Consider the following 22,975-nt stretch of genomic DNA (forward strand, 5'->3'; position numbering starts at 1 on the left):
AAAAACAAAATGAAATTCTAAGAAAAACAAAGAAAACAAGAGAAAACGTTAGTATATAGAGGGAGTATAAAAATTTTGGCATTGGGATAACGATATAACGGAATAGTCACGCCCGGCTTAAGCGCCCAGCAACTAGGCAACTTCACAAATCGCCCTCCGGTAAGACATCATCGGTTCGAGGTTAAGAGGAAGGCCGACTAAAAACGGGCTTGCCGCTCAGGCGTCGGTTCTATTACTCAGCAAAAAGGTGACCTCACGAATTAGCCCTACGGATTGAAGATTCAATTTATAGTCCAATTGGCGTAATAGCTGGAAAACTACCAAGTGCAAGTAGCTTACGTGAACATTTGACACACGCAGTGAAAATGAATTACTTTATATTTCTATCCATTACCATTATAATAATATGCATGATTAGTCATGGAGGTATAGGTAAAAGAAAGGGAGATTGAATGGTTGCTCCGAACTCAGGAACTAATGTACAAATACAAAGTTATAAGCATAGTGGACAGCTGCATCGGATGTGGAAAAGCAGTCTTGTCTTAAAAGGGACTGAAACCGTTGTTATCGGAGCAAATGATCGTACAGAGGTGAGAGAGCATGATGGTAGAACATGGGTTACCAGAGAGCCTGCTATTTGTTATTTCCATGCAGAACACTGGTTTAATGTAATTGGTATGCTCCGAACAGATGGTATCCATTATTATTGTAATATGAGTTCTCCATTTATATATGAAGATTGTGCCATTAAATATATCGATTATGATTTAGATGTAAAAGTGAATCCGGATATGACATATGATTTATTGGACGAGGACGAGTATGATCAACATCGACGAAAAATGCAATATCCCAGCAAGTTGGATTATATTCTACATCACCAATTAAATATTCTTTTAGGGTGGATAAGGCAAAAACATGGACCGTTTTCCCCTGGATTTGTCGATGAATGGTACGAGCGGTATTTAACGTATAGATGATTTTAACCTGTGAGAGAACAAAATGAATGATTACAACCTTGTTACAATCTGTAGCAAGGCTTTTCTTTGCAAGTCTAAGGTGTCCAAGCAAACGACATGCAACAACTATTTAGTATAGCGAATGATTTTTTAAGAAGATAAGAAACTATAAAATGAGATGCTTGTGGATAACGAAATAACCGAATAGCCTCTTCTGGCGCACGAGCCCAGCAACGATGCGACTTTAGAAATGCGCCTTACGATAAGGCATCATCGGTTGTAGCTAAGAGGAAGACCGACTAAATACGGTCTTGCCGCCCGATGTCGGCATACCCCTGGTTTTAGTGGCAGAGTTACTTCGTTCCAGTCGCTATGTTGCTAAACGGGCGCTTGCGCCTTTGTTCTTTATCCTGTATATAAGGTGCTGTAAGTCTCCTGCTTCAGGAGTTGGATAATCTATAGAGCAACAAATTTAAGTGGAAGATAACAGCATCTAAATGCTCTATTTCGTAAGAGATCTTAGGTCAAACATTATGGTTAATCCGTGGGGATGGTGAAACCCCACGGATTGAAGATTAACTTTATAGAAAAAGGACGTTTTCCGTATGAGTTCAATTAAGCAGTATATGCATTTTGTAAAGCCATATAGGTGGAAAATCTTTTGGACAGTTTTAGTAGGGATCTTGAAATTCGGTATCCCATTATTAATGCCACTAATTTTAAAGTTTGTGATCGATAATATTATAGGAAATGAAGCGCTTAGCCAAACGGAAAAAACAACGCAGCTAGTTTGGCTAATGGGGGCAGCTTTTATCATTTTTCTAATTTTACGACCACCAATTGAATATATTCGACAATATTTAGCACAGTGGGTTGGCAATAAGATACTTTTCGATATTCGGGATCGTTTATTTGATCATTTACAACGTCTAAGCTTGAAATTCTATTCTAAAACGAAAACGGGCGAAATTATTTCCCGGGTAATACATGATGTCGAACAAACGAAGACTTTTGTTATTACAGGTTTAATGAATATTTGGTTAGACCTTATTACCATATTGATTGCGATAGGAATTATGTTGTCGATGGATATCGAATTAACGGTTGTAGCAATTATTTTATTCCCATTGTTTGGTTTTTCGATTAAATATTTTTATGGCAGGCTACGCAAACTCACACGTAAACGGTCGCAAGCTCTAGCGGAAGTTCAGGGGCATTTGCATGAACGAGTACAAGGCATGCCGGTAACGAGAAGCTTTGCTCTGGAAGAATATGAACAAGAGCAATTCAACAAAAGAAACAGTAACTTTCTCACAAGGGCACTTGAGCATACGAATTGGAATGCCAAAACCTTTGCAATAACGAATACAATAACTGATTTAGCTCCGTTATTAGTGATAGCATATGCAGGCTATCAGGTTATTCACGGTAATCTGACAATGGGAACCATGGTTGCTTTTGTCGGTTATATGGAACGTGTTTATAGTCCATTACGAAGACTGATAAATTCTTCGACAACACTTGTTCAGTCGATCGCGTCAATAGACCGGGTATTTGAGTTAATGAATGAAAAATATGATATTCAAGATCAGCCTGATGCCATCAAAGTAGAAGACTTACATGGTGAAGTGATTTTTGAAGATGTTTACTTTCAATATGAAGATGAAGAGAATACTGTGCTAAAGGATGTTTCGTTACATGTGAAAGCAGGGGAAACGATAGCACTTGTTGGGATGAGTGGTGGTGGGAAATCAACTCTTGTAAGTCTAATTCCGCGCTTTTATGATGTCACAAGCGGAACGATAAAAGTGGACGGAATCGATGTTCGTCATATGCAGGCACGCTCATTACGAGATCAGATTGGTATGGTACTACAGGATAATACACTATTTAGTGAATCAATTGCGATGAATATTCGCATGGGTAAACCCCATGCTACAGATGAAGAAGTGATTGAAGCTGCTAAGGCGGCGAATGCTCATACGTTTATTCAGCAGCTGCCATATGGATACGATACCCTTGTTGGTGAGCGCGGCGTGAAACTGTCAGGGGGGCAAAAACAACGAATTGCGATTGCACGCGTTTTCTTGAAAAATCCTCCTATGCTTATTTTTGATGAAGCAACGTCAGCACTTGATTTAGAAAGCGAGCACACCATTCAGGAAGCAATGGAAAAATTAGCTTCCAATCGAACAACATTTATCGTTGCTCACCGTCTAGCTACGATCACACACGCGGATCGAATTGTAGTCATGGAGGATGGGGAAATAAAAGAGGTCGGCAGGCATGATGAATTAATGCGACAGCAAGGTATTTATTATAATCTATATCAAGTGCAACATCTAGATACTACGATTTAAAACGATAAGAATATGAAAAAGGGGACACGGTCGTAGTTGTGTCTCCTATTTTTTAAGACTGGTATTGTGCAAAATGAATAAACGTCTTTTCATCTTCAATGACACCACAAGCTGCGCACTGAATTTTATAATCTGGTCCTTGATACTTCATATGAAATGCTTCCACTTGATTTGCTTCGTACGACTCAACAATTTCTCCAGTTTGCGCATTCAATTTGATAGGGTGTGCTACTTGATCAATTCTATTAAATCTTGTTTTATTTGTTTTGCAATTCGGACAACAATATGGTGTTTGCATGATTACCCTCCTGTTTTAAACTGTTAGTTCTAGTTTTCTTTAAAAGACGTAAAATATTCATGAGCACATAAAAAAAGGACTGTTCGTAAAACGTATAAAGCGGCCCGAACAGTCCGTGTTTTCAATACACGTATTATTTTATTGCATTTGTTGAAATGCTTTTTCAACAGCATGAATGGTGTCGTCTATATCTTGCTCTGTATGAGCAGTTGTCAAGAACCAAGCTTCATATTTTGAAGGAGCTAAATTAATTCCTTGTTGAAGCATCAGACGGAAAAATGTGGCAAAGCTCTCTCCATCACTCGCTTCCGCTTGAGCGTAATTTGTGATTTTTCCTTCCCCAAAATAAACCGTTAAGGCCCCACAAAGACGATTTAGAGAAAGCGGAACGTTATATTGACGTGCTTTTTCTAAAATTCCTGCTTCTAACTTATTACCAAGTTGATCTAACTTTTCATAAAGCCCTTTTTCCTGCAGCACTTCTAGACATGCGATTCCAGCTGCCATGGAAGCTGGATTCCCAGCCATCGTTCCAGCTTGATAAGCGGGGCCAAGTGGAGCAACTTGTTCCATAATATCTCTTTTACCACCATACGCTCCAATTGGGAGACCACCACCGATAATTTTCCCCATTGCTGTCATATCGGGTTCAATGCCGTATAATTGCTGGGCACTGCCGTATGTAAAGCGAAAAGCAGTAATAACTTCATCATAAATAACGAGTGCGCCAGCTTGATGTGTCAGCTCGTTCACAGCTTGCAGGAATCCGTCCTCTGGTTCTACAATTCCGAAATTGCCGACGATTGGCTCAACCAAAACGGCTGCTATTTGATCTTCCCAAACATTCAAGGCTTGTTTTAATGCTTCAATGTTATTAAATGGAACAGTGATCACATCTTGTGCTACGGATTTAGGAATGCCAGCAGAATCAGGTGTACCAAGAGTAGCTGGACCAGATCCTGCTTCGACTAGCACGGCATCAAAATGACCATGATAGCAACCAGCGAACTTGATGATTTTGGTACGATTCGTATAAGCACGAGCGACGCGAACAGTCGTCATGACTGCTTCTGTACCTGAGTTTACAAAACGGATTTTTTCCAATGAGGGAATCGCCTGTTTCAGCATTTTAGCAAATTGATTTTCAAGCTTATTTGGTGTACCGTATAATACACCATTCGTAGCTGCATGCGAGATTGCTTTAGCAATATGTGGATGGGCATGTCCGGTAATGATCGGTCCATATGCACCTAAGTAGTCAATGTATTTATTGCCATCGACATCCCAAAAATAAGCTCCTTCTGCCCGTTCCATATAGACGGGGGCACCACCGCCGACAGCCTTATAAGCACGCGAAGGAGAATTTACTCCTCCGACAATATGCTCTAATGCTTCACGGTGAAGCGCTTCTGATGTTGAAAAATCCATATTTACTTCCTCCTATTTATTGTAAGTTTAAAAAGTTGTTGAGGCATCTTCGGTTGTTATTAGCTCCATTACGTAAGGATTAACTAAGATCAATACACGTGTTTACAGAAAGTTTTTTCTGAATACCGTGACGAAATTTTGCCACCGTATCTTATCCTAAGTTTTTGCAAGGCTAAAAAATCGAACTTGTATTTTACAGCCTTTCAGTGTTAGATAAATTCCGTTATCCTATGAACAACGTATTGAAGTAAACACTTTCTTCTAACAAATAGCAAAGCTGTTACAAAGTAGAGGCGCGCCATGTTTTTTTGAGCTTAGAAAGATAAAAGTTACGGATAAAGATAAAATTAATAAAATGAACGATAAAATAAAACGAAATAATGTAGACGCTTGGTATGAAAACAGATGACACGAGCATATTTTGTAACGCTTTATATGCAAAACCAGCATGGATAACGGCGATTAAAAATGGTAGAAAGAAGAGAAATGCCAACTGTCTAGTAGCAATTTGCCTCATCTCTTTATCTGTTAAGCCCATTCGATAGAGCGAATAATAATACGCTACATCTTTATCGATACCTTGATACATGCGAAAATAGAGAATGGACCCAGCAGCTAAAAAGAATAGGACACTAATAAATATACCAAAAAAGAACAGGTAGGACATTGTTTTTTTAAATTTTGTGTATGTATCTGCCTTAGAATCTGGAAAGACACTTGGAGCTGTTACAGCAGATATTGCTTTCTTAATTTCATTAGTATAGTGCATCCAATCTGGAATATGAGCTGTATAATAAAAAAACTGCTTCCCAGACTGTTTGAATTTAGTGAATACAGCATCCGGTACAATAAGTGCGTTGTTTCCCAATATTGTTGCATTGGTCGTATTTTCACCAGTTTTTATTTCGAGTTCTGTTTGATTTTTTCCAGAATTAAACCGTAGTTTATTTGGTGTTTTTGGTATATATGAACTTAAAATTGGTTGAGTAAGTAACAGTGCTTGATCATCCTTTATAGGTGAGGGTGGCTCTTGATCGTTTACTTCCATCATTTTTTGATAATTTGAATAGCTAAACGCAATTAGCTCAACATTATCCCAGTCTGGAGAACTGGATACAGATGTTGCCTTTACAGCAGGTACCTTCAGCGATTGAAATGGCGTATTTGTTTCATGAAAGACAGATTCCACTCGTTTGATACTTTCCATAAAGTCTTGCTTATTTTCTTCTCCTTCAGCAATAAGCGAAAAGTCATGAGGGACAAAACGTTCTGTCTCTTCCTCAATGCTTTGAAAAATGCCGTATAACACGCCAGAAGACGTGAAGGCAACCGCACTTAAAATGGTAACCATAGAAAGTAACCTAGCGTTATCCTTTAATTTATAGGTTAAATCGGAAATAATTAATAAATTTAACTGCTTATAAAAAATGCTCTTCCTTCGCTTTAGAAAGCTGGTTAAAGCAATACTAAATTGTGTAAACAAAAAATAAGTTCCGGGAATAATAAGCGCTAAAATAATGAACATCCGGTACGTTATAGAAATTATATCGGACGTATACGCTAAATAATAAGAATAGGCCACAGCAGCTAGCGCAAGGATGCTTAATATCCAGGAAAAGCGTGGTTTCTTCCTTGGTGCTTGTGCCCCACGGAAAACTTCCATAATTGACTTCGTTCGTAACGTAAGCACGACAAGCAGTGAACTGACTTCAAACATGATAAAGAATAGGACCACTGTAATAGCAATAGCCTTCCAGGATAAATAAAATGAAAAAACTTCACCCGTTCCCAAAATGAAAGAAAAGATCATTAAGAAAAGCTTCGTGAATAAAGTACCTACTAAAATGCCTGCAAAAATGGATACTAGACCGATGATCGTATTTTCCAAAATGAGCATCCGATTTAGCTGAAGTTTACTAATTCCTAATGTCGTTAAGATACCATATTCTTTTTTACGGGATTTAATAAAAGCTGCTGTAGAATACAGCACAAATAAAAAAGAAAACAAATAGATAATAATTTCAGAGACGATGATCCCTAATTTTACAGCATCCATAAAATCATATGTTGCTATTTGGGGATGAAAAATAACGACCGTATACATAAAAAAGACGATCACTGCAAACATACAACTTAAAAAGTAACTCAAATATGCACGTGTATTTCGTTTTACATTATTAAAAGCGAACTGTCTGAAGGTCATGGATACTTCCTCCTAATAATGACTGCATATTTAAGATGTCTTCAAAGAAGCTTTGTCGATTATCACCTTGATGAATCTCGTTATACAATTTACCATCTTTAATGAAAATGACTCTTTGGCAAAAGCTGGCTGCAAACGGATCATGTGTCACCACTAAAGTTGCTGTTTGGTAATGTTTTTGCAGATGACTAAGTGTGTTCATCACTTGAAGGGATGCTTTGGAGTCCAGATTCCCAGTCGGCTCATCTGCAAATATAATAGAAGGGTTATGGATAAGCGCTCTAGCTATTGCGGCTCGTTGCATTTGACCTCCAGATACTTCCATAATTCGTTTGTCTATAATATCATCAATCTCCAATTGCTTGGTGATGAGGAGCAGCTTGTGGGTCATGTCTTTCACCTTTATTTTGTTTAAGGTCAATGGTAGTAAAATGTTTTCCCCGATGGTTAATGTTTCCAGTAAATTAAAGTCCTGAAAAACAAAGCCCATTTCTTTCCTTCTAAATTTTGCTAATTGGTGGCGAGAAAAAGATGTGACTGTTTTTCCATTGATGATAACTTGTCCTGAACTTGGTTTATCAATCGTAGATAATAAATTTAATAATGTCGTTTTACCACTGCCAGAAGGTCCCATAATACCAATAAATTCACCTTGCTTAACAGCAAGATTGAATTGATGCAATGCCTCATAAGAAATTCCACGTTTGCTACCGTACGTTTTGGACAAATTATTTGCTTCTAGTACATGCATTTCTACTCCTCCTTGTTGGCAGCTTTTGGTATACAAACTGATTGCTAATTCAACCATACTATCCTCTATTATAAAGGAAAAACGAAGGTATCCTATTGGTTTTTCTTTCAGACTTGGGCATTAATCTTACAACTCTGTAAGTTTAATGCTGCTGAAAGTGGATGGATACGGTTGTCCCTTTTCCCTCTTCGGAAGAAATGGTTAATTCATGACCAAGTTCGATACAAACTTGTTTGGATAAATAAAGTCCCATCCCTGTTGATTCACGAAATTTTCTACCGTTTTTGCCAGTGAAAAAAGGATCGAAAACTCTGTTAATGTCTTCTCGAGGTATCCCATAGCCTGTATCGGTAATTTGTAATGTAAGTTTATGATCGAATACTTTTGTACGAAAATAAATTTTTGCAGATTCCGGTTTTGAATATTTAATTGCGTTAGATACAGCTTGATTGATTACAAATCGCAACCATTTGGAATCTGTTGTTACGATATAGTTTTGCGGGATGACGAGTTCAGGATATACTTGATTACGAATAAAACTGGATTTAAATTCTTGAATAACCTCTTTAACTAGCGCTCTTAATTCGATTTGCTGTACTTGAAAATCTCGGTCAAATTTTTGTAAGCGGGATTGGTATAAAGCTAAATCTAAGCCTTGCTGCATCCGTTCTAACTCTTCATGCATATTATGCAAGAAACCCTGAGGTAACTGCAATTTTTCTTTTTGCAATGTTAAATGCATCACAGAAACGGGTGTTTTCATTTGATGGACCCATTGTTGAATAAAATGAAACTCCATTTGCTTTTGTTGTTTTAAACGTTCAATTTCTTCGGCATAGCGACTCGTTTGTGTATCATGTTGCTGTTTAATATTTGTCAATAACTGAGTAGGTGGGTCTGGGAGCCAGGTTACATTTTCTTTATCTTGATGAATCGTAACATAGTAATCACGTAATCGATAATAGCGATAAGCTAAAAATAGCAGTAAACCAAACGTTAACAAGATAAATAAATACGTAATTAAATCCCAGCCCATCGGCACAGATTTAATCCCATAGAATAGCTGAACGATAAATATGAAAACCAATAATTGGGCGTAAAAGAACAGCACTGTCGGTATACTATCTTTCAGAAAGTCTTTCATTGCCGTTCACTCCATGTATCAACCATTTTGTATCCTGCACCACGAACGGTTTGAATGCTTTGACTAACACCAATATCTTCTAGCTTTTTACGCACCCGAGTAATATTGACAGATAATGTATTGTCATCTACAAAATGTTCGTCATCCCATAGCATTTCCAATAGATAAGTCCTAGATAATACTTGATTTAAATGCTCCATAAATGCCTTCAGCAAAATAAATTCATTCTTCGTAAGTAAGGCTCTGGTCTCATTCAGACTAACTTCCATTGCAGTTAGATGAAGGAATAGACCGTGAATTTCTATGCTATCAGCTGGTGTACTTGTGGCATATTCCCCATAGATTCTACGCATAATCCCTTTTATTTTTGCTTGAACAACATCAAAGTTAAACGGCTTTGTAATGTAATCATCCCCGCCGTTCTCTATTGCCATAACTTGATCCATTCCTGAATCCCGTGCGGAAATAAAGATTATCGGGCAGTTGGATATGCTGCGAATTTTTCGGCACCAATAAAATCCATCATAGCTAGGCAGGTTTATATCGAGTAAGACAAGATGTGGATCGAAGCTTGAAAACTCTTCTAATATATGGTCGAATTCTTGAACGAGCTCAATATCATATTCGTATTTTTCCAGATAATCTTTTAATAAATCGGCAATTTTTTTGTCATCTTCTATAAGATATATTTTTTTCAATAGACACACCTTCCTTTATACTTTCACTGAAGACTACAGATTACAGTTCTTGCAACACAATTTCCATGGAGTTACTTCTGCAATACAAGCTTACTATATTATTTTACTCTATCTCTTTTAGAATTTGAACTCTGCGCCATTTATTCCGTGTATAAGTTGCTTGAAAACTCTTGTTTCAGGAGTTGGATAATCCGTATTGCAACAAGTCCGAGTGGGAGATAACAGCACCTAAATGTTCTATTTCGTAAAAAGGCTTTTAGGTCATACTATTACTATCACCGCACTAAAATCAGTAAGAATGAATGCTACCTCATTGATTAACGATTCACTTTATTAACCTCTTGATCTGATTGAGGTGGATGAATATCTCCTTATATAAATTAAATGACAAGCCTTCTTAACCATTTGCATAAACTCGTAATAGTATGTATGAAATGGAGAGAATGTGCAATGGTGGCATGGTTGCTTGTTGGTTGTGTAATCTTTGTTATGGGAAGGAGCTTAGTTGATTTTATTCATGCTGGGAAAATGCAGCTTTATATGAGGCGAAGCGGGTTTTCTTTAGAATTTTTTTATATGCTTTTGCTTATTTATGGAATTGTTATCATCGGGTTTGGTTTAATTTATTTCGTCCTCTCCATGCAAAATATGGTTCTTGTTGAAAATGGAGAATTGAGACAAGGAGGGATACTTGACTCCATTGGACACGCCATTTATTTTAGCGGAGTAACGATGTTAACGATTGGTTATGGCGATATAACTCCTGTTGGCATAGGAAGATTCATTGCCCTCATCCAGGCTTTAATTGGTTATATTTTACCTACTGCCTTTGTACTCAGGCTCGTACAACATCAAGATCAGAGCAGGGATCAATGAATAGACGTGTAAATGTATGATATAGTAGAAGCTGAACATAGGATGGAGGGATAATGATGACTGTACAAGTTGGAGAAAAAGTAGTAGATTTTACGTTACCAAACCAGGATGGCGAATTAGTAAGCTTATCTGATTTTAAAGGCAAGCATGTTGTTTTATATTTTTACCCGAAAGATATGACACCAGGCTGTACAACAGAGGCTTGTGACTTCCGTGATGCGCATGAGAGCTTCAAAGATCTGGATGCTGTGATTATTGGTATAAGCCCGGATCCAGTAGCATCACATCAAAAGTTTATTGATAAACATGATCTACCATTTTTGCTGCTGGCTGACGAAGAAAAACAAGTAGCGGAGCAATTTGACGTTTGGAAGCTAAAGAAAAATTTTGGGCGAGAGTACTATGGGATCGAACGTTCAACATTTATTATCGATAAAGAAGGCGTTCTACAAAAGGAGTTTCGTAAAGTAAAAGTGAAAGGGCATGTGGAAGCTGCACTTGATTTTATTCGTGAGCAACTGTAAGTGTCTGATTAAAAAGGACAAACAGACGTATGGCTGTACTCGGTCTATCATGTCATTTTTCTCCACATAAGCGTAGCTTGGATGTGATTTGGCAGCTTACAGCTTTTATGGTTGGAGCGATTTTCATTTTAGTTGAAGTTTTGGACACGGATTTTAAGGTTTCACAAGTAATCCTTATCCCAAACGTAAGTATAGTAAAAGACTTCACTTTAATTTGTCACTCATGAGAAGAGTTGACACATAGTATAAAATTGTGATAACGTTAACGTAATAAAATATGGGTATCATGTGACTAACTTGATTAGGCATGGTGGTTTTAATAACGGGTGTGTACTTCCGTTATAGCCACCATGCCTTTTTACTTTTACTAACAATTAGCTCTGTGAATGAAAACCTCAACTGATTAAAGGTTCACTTTATAGAGTTTTTGGCGATGAAAGATAAACATAAGGATGGATGGAGATGATAAAGGTTCAGGTTAATTGTGGGTTGAACTTTAAACCAAACACAGCGCATACATAGCTATACAAATCAGTGCAGTTGAAGACCAATTTTTGCCTAGACACCACACTTGTAAGAATGATACGAAAGTTAAAGCAGATACTCGAGTACGTATCGTAAGGTTGATATATCATTATTCAAATAGTTTATGAATAAATGAACATGCTTATAATGATAACGGTTTCATACTGCTTATTTTCCCTACGGAATCGGTTTTCAATTTAAATAGATTAGAAGGTATTGTGCCTATATTAACATTTAAGGCAAACTCATCAAGGAGGTGAGAAAGCGCTTTCTTATTATAAGTAATTTGAAAACCAAAATTGTTTATTGAAAGTGGGGGATATCTTTTTGTAGAAAAAAAGTATTAGGTATTATTGATTCTTTCAGTGCGTTTGAAAATGTCTTATGAGATAGTACGTCCGATATTTAAAAGTATATGGAGGTAGAAGGATAAAAATGCGAACAAAAAAAACTTGGTTTAGTGTGATTAGCATCCTGTTTTTAGTCTTAAATATGTTTTCAGGAATAGCAGTATCAGCCGAAGAAAATACAACTACGACATTTAAAAATGCAGGAGAGGCCCTTCATTACATTGAAGCATTCAAACCGAAAATTTCCAGTGATGGAAAATCAATTGCGCTACCAGAAATACCGGATAAGAATTACGAAGTTACTCTATATGGGTCAGATAATAAACAAATCATTGATATGGATCTTAATTATTATCAACCGGTTATGGATATGAAGGTAAATGTTTTATACAAAGTTTCGAATAAGAATGATCGTTCTGATATAGCTGTGTCAGCGAACGACATTCCAATAAACGTAAAAGGACAATATGAGAAAGAAGAAGGGGATAACTCTGTTCCAAATGTCATTCCAGGTCTTCGGGAATGGAAGGGATACCAAGGCGAGTTCACTCTCCTAGAAGGTTCTAAAATAGTAATAGATCCCGCTAGTGCAGATGCACTTACAGAGGTTGCATCTACAATTCAAAGTTATATTCAGAAAATGGTTGGTAAGAGGTTAAACATTACAGTGGATTCTAAAACTGCTAAAGGTGATATTTATTTAACATTAAACAGTGAACAGGAGCATTTAGGAAAGGAAGGTTATACGTTAAATATTAAGGATAATATTGAAATTAGTGCGCCTAAAACAAAAGGGATTCAGTATGGAGGTATCTCCATAACACAAATCCTTTATCAATCAAAAAACCAAAATACAGTACCAAAAGGATATGCGCGAGATTATCCGAAATATGAAGTTCGTTCTGGGATGCTTGATGTAGGAAGAATGTTTATACCTTTAGAAAAGGTTGAAGAAATGGCAGAGTATATGTCATGGTTTAAGTTAAATGAATTACAAATGCATATTAATGACTATTGGGTATCTGCTAATTATCATGGATTTCGAGTAGAAAGTAAAAAATATCCAGAAATAAACGCAAAAGATGGTTATTATCCACAGGATGAATATATCGCTTTTCAAAAAGAAATGAAAAAACATGGAATAGATGTGGTTACAGAAATTGATACACCGTATCATGCCGAGAGTTTTAGAGCTGTTAATCCAGATATGATGTTGAAAAAAGGTGCTTTGGATATAACCACACCGGAGAAGCGACAGTTAGTCTATCCATTTATTGAATCTTTGTTGGATGAGTTTTTAGGTGAAAGTCCTCATGATAAAAACCGTGTTGTTCAAAGTGACAAATTTCATATTGGTACAGATGAATATGATAAAAAATATTCAGAAGAAATGAGAGCGTATACGGATCACTTTATTAAGTATGTGAACAATAAAGGATACGAAACGAGAATATGGGGATCCCTGGGTGAAAATGGCTTTGATGGTGATACGCCAGTAAGTAATGACGCTGCGATGAATATATGGGCAACTCACTGGTCAGATGTGAAAGAAATGTATGATATGGGATTTGACATAATTAATACAACCGGGACTGATTTATATATTGTTCCAATAGGAAATGCAGGTTACCCTGATTACTTAGATATCCAAGATAAATATGATAAATGGGAGGTTAATAAATTCAGACCTAAATCTGCAGGCGGAATAGGGGGAGGAACTATGCCATTTGCCCATCCGCAAACGAAAGGTGCTGAATTTGCCTTATGGAATGATGTGACCTCATTTTCTGGTGGTTTATCAAGTTATGATATTTTTGACCGGTTAAAAGATGCGGTTATGCTCGTGTCTGAAAAAACTTGGTATGGCGAAAAAACAGAAGGTCAGACTTCAGGAGAATTCATGGAACGCGTAGGTGCCGTGGAAAATGAAATTCCTATGTCCAATCCGGCTAGATTTGTAAGATCAAACTCTGAAATCATAGCAAAATACGATTTTAATTCTGTTGAAAATAACGTTGTAAAAGATTTATCCCATAATGGTTATAATGGAAAAATCAATGGAGGTACTCTCATTAATAATGGAGATGGCAAAGCGTTGCAACTTGATGGGAACGGGTATCTGGAATTACCATTTGATTCTATAGGTTACCCATATAGTGTTTCATTCGATATTAAACTAGATAAGGGTTCACTAGAAAATGCAACTCTTTTTTCCGGGGAGGAAGGGGATTTTTATCTCGACATTGATGGAACTGGAAAATTAGGCTATGAGAGAAACGAAAAAACTTCTGAAGGAAGTAAATATAAGTTTGAAAACTATAAGTTTAAGCACGATTATTCTTTAGCAGAAGATAAGTGGATGAATATAATTTTGGTAGGGAATAACCGAGAAACAACTCTATACGTTGATGGAAAGAAAGTTTCAACCTCAACTCAAATAAACAAATTAGAGGGGCGTACAGGTGATTCGTCAACCTTTGTCCTACCGCTTGAAAAAATAGGTAAGGGCATAAAAGGTACGATAGATAACTTTATAATAACGAATAATAAGTTAGAAAATAGTTTACAAGAAAATATTGCCTACCAGCAAAAGGTAACAGCTTCTTCTGAATATGATAGTTCGCAAGCGGCATCCTTTATAACGGATGGTAATTTTGGAACAAGGTGGGGTTCAAAATACAATTATGACACGGAAGAAGAAAAAAATAATCAGTGGGTTATGATTGAATTAGATGAAATATATGATATAAGCACGGTTAAAATCTTTTGGGAAAAAGCAAGAGCCAATAAATATGACATACAAGTATCCGAAGATGGAAAAAACTTTAAGACCGTATACTCCTATAATGATAAGACGAGAAGTCAAATCGATGCCATTAATTTGCAGGATGTTAAGGCAAAATATGTAAAAATAGTTATGTCGGAACGAGCATCTAAGTATGGTTACAGTATTTTTGAAGTGGAAATATACGGTAATCCGGATATGAAAACAAGTGGTCAAAAGCTAGTAGACCAAGTTGAAAAGTTATTAGGTTCAATACCTAATGATGCTGGTGACGAAAAAGTAAGGGACGGATTAATTGCCGCTAAAGATGATTTGAAATCATATTTGTCAGCAAAAAACTTAGATATTATCACCTACGATAGGTTGGCAGGAAGAGTGAAAGAAAAGCTCAAAAAATTCAAAGATACGATTGATCAACCTTCGAATTTAGCGTATAACCAAAAGGCAACAGCATCTTCGCATTATAATGAATCTTTTAAAGCAGCAAATGCTGTAGATGGAGATTATGCAACAAGATGGGGATCCCAGTACAAACTGGATCCGAAAGAGCGAGACAATCAATGGATTATGATTGAATTAGATGCTGCCAAACAATTTGATACGATAGTTATGGAATGGGAAAATGCTAGAGCAAGCGAATATGAAATATTGGTTTCTAAAGATGGAAAGGATTTTGAAAAAGTACATTCCTATTCCAATCAGTCTCCAAAAGGAAAGCGGGACATTATTTATTTAGGTGATACATCCGCTAAATATGTGAAATTTTCCTTTACCAAACCAACTTCCAAATATGGATATAGTCTATATGAACTTGGGATTTACAATTATTCAAAAGTGAACAAGCTTAAGCAAGCAGGAGAAAAGTTAATAAAAGAAACACCTAATGAATCGGTCGGAAAAAGCGAAAGGGAAGAATTAGTTAATGCATTAAATAAATGGGAATCTTTTGTTGCAGCAAGAGATAAAGATGCAATTAGCTATCATCAGACATTAAAAACATTAAACCAGACAATTGATAATTTTAAAGCGTCTATGGTTCCTGTAACAGGGATAACTTTAGATAAAGAAAATATAGAATTGAAAGTTAATGAAGAAATTCAACTCCATGCAAAAATCGAGCCACAAAACGCAGCTAATAAAGAGATTAGATGGAGTAGTAGCAATGAAAAAGTGGCAACTGTTAATAGTGAAGGTTTGGTAAAGGGTGTAGCTAGCGGAACTGTTACTATTACAGCTGAAACGGTAAGTGGCGGACAGAAGGCAACTAGTAATGTCACTGTCAAAGGAGTGGGCAATAAAGAAGAACTTAAAAGTATAATTGATGATTCGCTACAGAAAGAGGAATCCAGCTACACAGAAGCTAGCTGGAAAGACTTTGTACAAGCGCTAGAAGAAGCGCAGGCTGTTTTAGCTGATGAAAAAGCAACGCAAGATGAAATAGACAAAGCAGTTGAAACGTTAACGAAGGCTATGGAACAACTGGAACAAAAAGCAGATAAATCAGCGTTAGAAGAAGTCATAGAAGAAGCAGAAGTTAAGCAAGAAATAAATTATACGGAGGAAAGTTGGGAAATCTTTATCACAGCATTAGTAGAAGCAAAGGCTGTATTGGATAATGAAGCAGCAACTCAAGAATTAGTAGCTGAGGTCATGGCATCATTAACCAATGCTATGGAGACATTAGAAGTTAAGCCTGGGGTGGTGGATAAATCGAAATTGGAGTTCGCTGTAAAGCAGGCGGATGGTAAAGATCAATCGAATTATACAGAAGCTAGTTGGAGGGTTTTTGTACAAGTGCTAGATATCGCCAAGAAGGTTCTGGATAATGAGACTGCTACTCAGAATGAAGTAAACGAAACTTTTAAATCTCTAACGAAAGCAATGGATCAACTTGAATCGAAAGTAAACAAATCAGCGTTAGAAGAAATTGTAGATGATGCTAAAACAAAGCAAGAAACGAATTACACAGAAGCTAGCTGGAAGGTATTTACTCAAGCATTAGAAGAAGCAAAAAATGTGTTAGCTAACGATGAATCTACTCAAAATGAAGTAGACAAAGCTTTTGAAACATTAACGAGGGCAATGGAACAACTAGAAGAAAAAGCTGACAAATCAACTTTAGAGAAAGTTGTAGAAGAGGCTGAAGCCAAACAAGAAGCGAACTATACAGCAGACAGTTGGAAAACCTTTAGTCTCATGTTAGAAGCAGCAAAGAACGTACTCGAAGATAATGGAGCAACTCAAGGTGAAGTAGATAAAGCTGTTAAAAACCTCAAAGAAGCAATGAAGGGTCTAAAAGAAAAACATGATGCAGTTGAAGTAGACAAGTCAGGTTTAAAAGATGTGGTCAATAAAGCAAGCAAGAAAGATGAGGCAAACTATACTAAGGAAAGTTGGAAAGTCCTAGTTGGAGCCTTAGAACAAGCACACAAAATTCTAAACAATGAAGAAGCCAGCCAAAATGAAGTAAATGCAGCTGTTAAATCTTTAATGGATGCGATTAAAGGTTTAGAAGAAAAAGTAGACAAATCAACTTTAGAAACAGCTATATCTAAAGCAAAGAAGAAAAATAAGTCGGATTATACGGCAAATAGTTGGAAGGTCTTTACTCAAGCCTTAAAAGAAGCTCAGGATGTTATGGCGGATAAAGAAGTAACACAAGAAGAAGTTGACCACGCACTTAACAATCTAGAAAAAGCTACTTCAGATTTGAGACAGAAAAAGGAGGAGACAGGATCTAAACCAAATGATGCTCATACGGCGGATGGCTCAGAGGATATCGGGGGCTCGAATGGATCGAAAAATGTAGAGAAATCATCAGATTTTCAAGAGAGCTCTAAACTGCCAAATACAGCGACAAATGTTTTTAATTTTATATTAATTGGTTCATTGATTTTAGCATTTGGATTATTGCTTTTCTTCCTTAAGCGGAAAAATAATCAAAATGAATAAAATGTAATTAAGGGGCTGACCTAAAAGACCATTGTTTTGGTGGTCTTTTAGGTCCCCTTTTGTTTACACTATAGGAAGTATAAAAATGGTTGCTTTGGGGATACAGACTTAACGGAATAGCCACGTCCGGCTCATGAGCCCAGCAACTAGGCAACTTCACGTATCGCCCTCCGATAAGTCATCATTGGTTCGTATCCTTACCATGATTCCTAAAACTTTAGTTGCTTCATTCCAGTTGCTACGTTGCTAAACGGGCGCTATGCGCCTTTGTTCACAGGGAGCGGATATCGGATTCTGGATTATGAATGAAGGGAGTATAAACTATTTTGTGTAAATGGAAATTGCACATAATAAAATAGAAAGGCTTTATATGGAGAGGCGGGCGTTGTACACTTTCTGAATTAATCTTTAAAAGGTGCTATCTTCTGAAGCGGCACGGCTAAATAATTTATTGCTCAGTATAAGCAAACATCGTTTTTTATACTCTGCTTTTTTTTGCCCCCTTATTAGTAGTGGTATTCAGCTTCCATTTACTAGCTAATCGAATATATTTTCTGTTTAAGCAATAACGTATGGAATTCTATATTCTTTTGTAAGGCTGATAATCGATTTCGGTTATCGCCTTGCTGCTTAGAAAACTTCATGGTATGGTACGATTAAATGTTGGAATTTGGGAAAACTATTCGTGTAACTTTAAATGAAGTGAGGAGGTAGATGCATGCGAATATATACTCGTTCTGGGGATAAAGGAAAAACTTCGCTAATATACGGAGAACGAGTAAATAAGAACGATCTTCGTGTCGAGGCATATGGAACTTGTGATGAGGCGAATTCCATGATTGGTTTGGCAATAAGTTTTTTGGAAGAAAAGTCATTTCCTAAAAAAATAACTGTCATCCAAGAACTTATTCGTGTACAAACATTGCTGTTTTATGTTGGATCAGAGATTGCCACACCAGCAGATAAAGAAGTTCCTTGGCAACTAAAAGAAGAGCATATTCAAACATTAGAAAAGCAAATTGATCATTGGGATGAGCAGCTAGAGCCGTTAACAAATTTCATCTTGCCCTCTGGCGTCCAAGCAGCATCAGCCGTACATGTCGCAAGAACAGTAACGAGAAGAGCAGAACGTCTAGCAGTAGCTATTGAAAATGTAAATCCATTAGCCATTGCTTTTCTTAATCGGTTATCGGATTATTTATTTGTCGCTGCACGATATATTAACCAATCACTTAAAGGAGAAGAACGTTCCCTTCTATGACGTAATTCGAAAATGACCAAACTAGAGTTATTCTAGTTAAAAATGGAATTAAATTCCTCGATAAATGGTTTTTCATTATTATGATATAGTACTTTACAATGAAAATCATTTTAAAATAATAAATAGTGTGCTATTATTGACAGAATGCGGTTGTAGGGATTAAACTAATTATAAAGATTATAATTTAAGAATGAATTATTTTTGTATAAACTACTGAAAGTGAGGTGGATGAGGGTGTCTGAAAACAGATTGCAAGAGGCTATTAATACATTGAAAGCTTCAGGCGTCCGTATCACTCCACAACGACATGCGGTTCTTGAGTATTTACTCAATTCGATGGTTCATCCTACAGCTGATGATATTTATAAAGCTCTTGAGGGTAAATTTCCAAATATGAGTGTAGCAACTGTTTATAATAACTTACGTGTTTTGCGTGAAGTAGGCTTAGTAAGAGAATTAACGTATGGCGACTCTTCAAGCAGATTTGATTGTAATACTTCAGACCATTACCATATTATTTGTAACTCATGTGGAAAAATTGTTGACTTTCATTATCCTTCATTAGATGAAGTGGAGGCATTAGCTGAACAGGTAACTGGTTTTAAAGTCAGTCACCACCGCATGGAATTGTATGGTGAATGTGAAGAATGCCAGAAAGAAGCAAAAAACAAACAAAAAAGTAGTTAATCATTGAAATCTCTATTGTGACTGCAATGGAGATTTTTCATGCTGGCGCCTGAATTCAAGGTGGGGAAGTTTTAAGTAGTACACTCGGACAGGATGTACTGATATCTACGTCTGTCACAAGGGCGTGGGCGGTTTAATAGAAGTTCTATATATACACAGATACACGAGCATTCGTATGGCTTCCTCGAAATCCATAGTAACGTAGGGGAGGGGAAAGGATACCCATTTTCAAGGGGGAGTAAGATAATGCAAAAATTTGATGTACTATTTGGTTGCACTGGTTAAACAACCTCTTAAATGGAGCTTAATAAAACCATTGATGTAGTGGGTCTTCCCACTACATCAATGGTTATTTTTTGATTTGATTCTCTTCCGCCTTCTTTGTTTTGCGATAACGCCTTGTGTTGTATTTTTCATCAAATTCTTTTCCTTCTAGATCCTTATCAAGGGTTAGCGGTTGTTTACAATGCATACAAGCGTCAACGCGTCCAAGCATCTTCGTTGGTTTTTCACAGCTGGGACACATGATTGGTACAGCTTTTAGCGATAAAGTCCCAATCCAAAGATAAACAACACAACTTAATAGAACCATTAAAACACCTAGAATAAAAAAGGTAACCATTAACCAAGGAATTTTTTTGGTTAGTATTCCCCCATACATAAGAAGAATCCCTACAAATATAAGAATCAATGCAAAGGATCTAATTTTATTAATTTTGCTTGAATAAACGATTTGCGCCATGTTAATCCCCCTAATCTTCCCATAGGTAGTATAGCATATATTTCTATAAAGTGAATCTTCAATCAGTAAGAGAGTCTATTATCTCTCGCTATGTTTAGTTGTTCAAAGGGATGGGCTAAAGTTCTTTTAATAGACTTGGATATTTATCTCGAATATAAAGTGCTGTAAGGCTTAGGAGTTGGATCTTTACTGCAACAATTTTAAGTTGGAGATAACAGTACCTAAATACTCTATTTCGTAAGAGGACGTTAGTTCAACCATTCCGGTACTAACCATCAGTAAGGGGGAATGGCCCCAACAAATGAAGATTCACTGCTATAAACAATTGGATCTTCCGTTTTTCCCCGTGTTTTTTCGACTCTAAGTACTAAGTGAAAGCTTTCTTACTTATAAAAAAAGGGATTTTACCCTTTTACAGCGAATGTAATATAATACGACAATTTATGCGAATGATTGTGTAAATCTTTGTCAATTGTTCATGCAACAATCTTTCGTTTTAATTATAAAAATACAGAGGCAACTTACAATTAGCAAAATGAAAAAATATCCCGCATATAAATTGCTGTAAGACTCCTACTTCAAGATATGAGAACTATACTACAACCATTCTTAAGTTGGAGAGAACAGCATCTATCCAATTTAGTAAGAGGCTTATAGGTTATACTTAAGTAGTACTTTCAACCAATAGTGGATAAAAGAAAAGCCTCTGATTACTTGCAAAATTTATCATGTTTTTACAATATAGTGAAATGAAAATGGAGGAAATAATAATGGAGCGTTTCCTACGATCAATTTATCAACATCATGCCAGTGATTCGAATGTATTAGGCATAGTAACAGTAGAAAAAACGAAACCAGACAGTGCGACTACGGATAATTTCGATGTAATTCTTCTTATTATTGTTCAGGAAGCTGAAAAAGTGTGGAATGTGAAACATTACGAATTTGCAAACAAGGCGTGTGCTCTTCATATAGTTGCGGAAGAAATGTTAATGGAGTGGATTGATACTAGCGGTTATCGAAATGCAGTGGAATGGATTATATATGGAAAAGTAGTCTTTGATCGAAATGAATTTATTCAGGAATTAAAAAATACGTTACAAGATTTTCCTGGTTCTAAGCGAGATTTACGTAAAATAATAGAGTTTGGAAAGCTAATAAAAAGCTACAACGAGGCGAAAGAGTTGTTAGTAGCTGGAGAGTATATGGATTCAAACAGCAAGATTTTATATTCGCTTCATTATTTGGCGAGATTGGCTGTTATTGAAAAAGGATATTATCCTGAAGTGACTGTTTGGAACCAAGTAAAACAAATAGATATCGAAGTTTATAAACTGTATGAAGAATTTATCGAGAATAAAGAAGAACAGAAAAAGAGAGTACAATTAATGCTATTAGCAATGGATTATGTTATTCATGGGAGAGCAGAGATGGCCGTGAAACATTTATTGGATATTATGAACTCTAAGGGCGGATCTTGGTATTACGGTGAACTACAAGCATTACCGAAACTACAAGCCTATTCTTTAGATTTGTCAGCAATAATGACTTATTTGGTTGAGAAAGGGATGGTTATGATTGATACAGAGCCAACAAAAGGAGAAGGCGTATATCATAGAAAATATACTGTAGGTAAATAGTGTAACGATTGTTGGTGACTTTCATATAGTATAGAGGCAATTATTTTATGGCTTATATGCGTGTTTGCTTCTGCCTTGTTTGCTGGCGATTCTTATTGCTAAACAAATAAAGAAGATATACTACTCAGGGCTCTGAAAAGTGTTGTGCTGTTGTCCAATGCTAAGAAACCATTTGTCAAAGAGTATGAAGAAGGTGTTTCTTTTGTTTTACAGAAAATAAGGAGGCATTGTTGGTATGGCATTTCTGGAGCAAGCTTATAGTAAAAGAAGTCTTTATGAAGGTAATGGAATGGAGAGTGTATGTTTAATAGTACGATTGGGAAGGAGACATAAGGAAAATAATCATAAACTTCGTTTAACGAATAGCAGATAGTTCCCTTCTACTTTTTAGAGTACGGAGTTGCAAGTTAAAGCAAGGCTCTATTCCTAACTTCTACGTTGAATGATATGTATAGAGGCTTTTTATATGAAATGTATCATTTAGAAAAAAACATTATAAATTAGGATTGACTTTAGAATGAAGCAATGGTAGAGTAATAAGCGTCGCAAAAATTCCAGTGAATTTAACGACAAACATTTTTTTAAAAAAGTCATTGACTTAATTATAAGTGATATGTTATATTAAGAAAGTCGCCAATTTGAAGCGATAAAACATCTTATAAAAAGTTGTTGACAAAGTAGTTTCATATATGGTATGATAAAGAAGTTGTGTCGCAAAAAAAGACACTAACAAATTTGCTCTTTGAAAACTGAACAAAACAACCAGTATGTCAAGAAAAGCAATCTCTGTTT

General features: G+C 36.3%; 15 protein-coding genes. 8 read left to right on the forward strand and 7 right to left on the reverse strand.

From position 1 onward, the window contains the following. Nucleotides 1-452 precede the first annotated feature (452 nt). Nucleotides 453-980 (forward strand): nucleoside tri-diphosphate phosphatase, encoded by a 528-nt coding sequence (gene ntdP / locus D1839_RS18510; protein WP_120381256.1) that lies wholly within the window; start codon nt 453-455, stop codon nt 978-980. Between the two features lie 584 nt (nt 981-1,564). Beyond that, nucleotides 1,565-3,319 carry an ABC transporter ATP-binding protein gene (locus D1839_RS18515; RefSeq protein WP_120381257.1) on the forward strand — a complete coding sequence of 585 codons (1,755 nt, stop codon included), beginning with the start codon at nt 1,565-1,567 and terminating at the stop codon, nt 3,317-3,319. A gap of 52 nt (nt 3,320-3,371) precedes the next feature. Here D1839_RS18515 and D1839_RS18520 read toward each other — a convergent pair whose 3' ends face one another. The 6 genes from D1839_RS18520 to D1839_RS18545 all read right to left on the reverse strand — a co-directional run bounded on the left by D1839_RS18520 (nt 3,372) and on the right by D1839_RS18545 (nt 9,841). After that, a complete protein-coding gene (locus D1839_RS18520; protein ID WP_120381258.1) occupies nt 3,372-3,617 on the reverse strand; it encodes a DNA alkylation repair protein in 246 nt (81 codons plus the stop codon). 138 nt (nt 3,618-3,755) lie between these two features. After that, nucleotides 3,756-5,045 (reverse strand): glutamate-1-semialdehyde 2,1-aminomutase, encoded by a 1,290-nt coding sequence (locus D1839_RS18525; RefSeq protein ID WP_120381259.1) that lies wholly within the window; start codon nt 5,043-5,045, stop codon nt 3,756-3,758. Between the two features lie 280 nt (nt 5,046-5,325). After that, complete coding sequence (locus D1839_RS18530; RefSeq protein ID WP_120381260.1) at nt 5,326-7,248, reverse strand: ABC transporter permease; 1,923 nt, start codon at nt 7,246-7,248, stop codon at nt 5,326-5,328. Beyond that, complete coding sequence (locus D1839_RS18535; RefSeq protein WP_120381261.1) at nt 7,223-7,999, reverse strand: ABC transporter ATP-binding protein; 777 nt, start codon at nt 7,997-7,999, stop codon at nt 7,223-7,225. Before D1839_RS18535 ends, D1839_RS18530 begins: the two co-directional genes overlap by 26 nt. A 142-nt stretch (nt 8,000-8,141) precedes the next feature. Further along, on the reverse strand, nt 8,142-9,143 hold the full coding sequence (locus tag D1839_RS18540) for a sensor histidine kinase (protein WP_120381262.1): 1,002 nt from the start codon (nt 9,141-9,143) through the stop codon (nt 8,142-8,144). After that, complete coding sequence (locus tag D1839_RS18545) at nt 9,140-9,841, reverse strand: response regulator transcription factor (protein WP_050350017.1); 702 nt, start codon at nt 9,839-9,841, stop codon at nt 9,140-9,142. The genes D1839_RS18540 and D1839_RS18545 overlap by 4 nt, the downstream gene beginning before the upstream one ends. Before the next feature lie 450 nt (nt 9,842-10,291). Here D1839_RS18545 and D1839_RS18550 point away from each other — a divergent pair, with 450 nt between their 5' ends. The 5 genes from D1839_RS18550 to perR all read left to right on the forward strand — a co-directional run bounded on the left by D1839_RS18550 (nt 10,292) and on the right by perR (nt 19,801). Next, nucleotides 10,292-10,717, forward strand: a complete 426-nt coding sequence (locus D1839_RS18550; protein ID WP_120381263.1) for a potassium channel family protein — start codon at nt 10,292-10,294, stop codon at nt 10,715-10,717. Nucleotides 10,718-10,773: 56 nt separating this feature from the next. Next, nucleotides 10,774-11,241: a thioredoxin-dependent thiol peroxidase gene (gene bcp / locus D1839_RS18555; RefSeq protein ID WP_120381264.1), complete on the forward strand. Its 468-nt coding sequence runs from the start codon at nt 10,774-10,776 to the stop codon at nt 11,239-11,241. A 960-nt stretch (nt 11,242-12,201) separates the two neighbouring features. Further along, on the forward strand, nt 12,202-17,853 hold the full coding sequence (locus tag D1839_RS18560) for a discoidin domain-containing protein (protein WP_120381265.1): 5,652 nt from the start codon (nt 12,202-12,204) through the stop codon (nt 17,851-17,853). A 718-nt stretch (nt 17,854-18,571) separates the two neighbouring features. Continuing rightward, nucleotides 18,572-19,114: a cob(I)yrinic acid a,c-diamide adenosyltransferase gene (locus D1839_RS18565; RefSeq protein WP_120381266.1), complete on the forward strand. Its 543-nt coding sequence runs from the start codon at nt 18,572-18,574 to the stop codon at nt 19,112-19,114. 234 nt (nt 19,115-19,348) lie between these two features. Next, complete coding sequence (perR, locus tag D1839_RS18570) at nt 19,349-19,801, forward strand: peroxide-responsive transcriptional repressor PerR (protein ID WP_183030273.1); 453 nt, start codon at nt 19,349-19,351, stop codon at nt 19,799-19,801. Nucleotides 19,802-20,150: 349 nt separating this feature from the next. Here perR and D1839_RS18575 read toward each other — a convergent pair whose 3' ends face one another. Then, complete coding sequence (locus D1839_RS18575) at nt 20,151-20,543, reverse strand: YgzB family protein (protein ID WP_120381268.1); 393 nt, start codon at nt 20,541-20,543, stop codon at nt 20,151-20,153. Nucleotides 20,544-21,313: 770 nt separating this feature from the next. Between D1839_RS18575 and D1839_RS18580 the strand changes: the two genes are divergently transcribed. Continuing rightward, nucleotides 21,314-22,183 (forward strand): nucleotidyltransferase-like protein, encoded by an 870-nt coding sequence (locus D1839_RS18580; protein ID WP_120381269.1) that lies wholly within the window; start codon nt 21,314-21,316, stop codon nt 22,181-22,183. Nucleotides 22,184-22,975: the final 792 nt, after the last annotated feature.

Origin of the sequence: Roseburia sp. 1XD42-34, assembly GCF_009917385.1 — a bacterium.
Taxonomy (GTDB): domain Bacteria; phylum Bacillota; class Bacilli; order Bacillales; family Amphibacillaceae; genus Virgibacillus.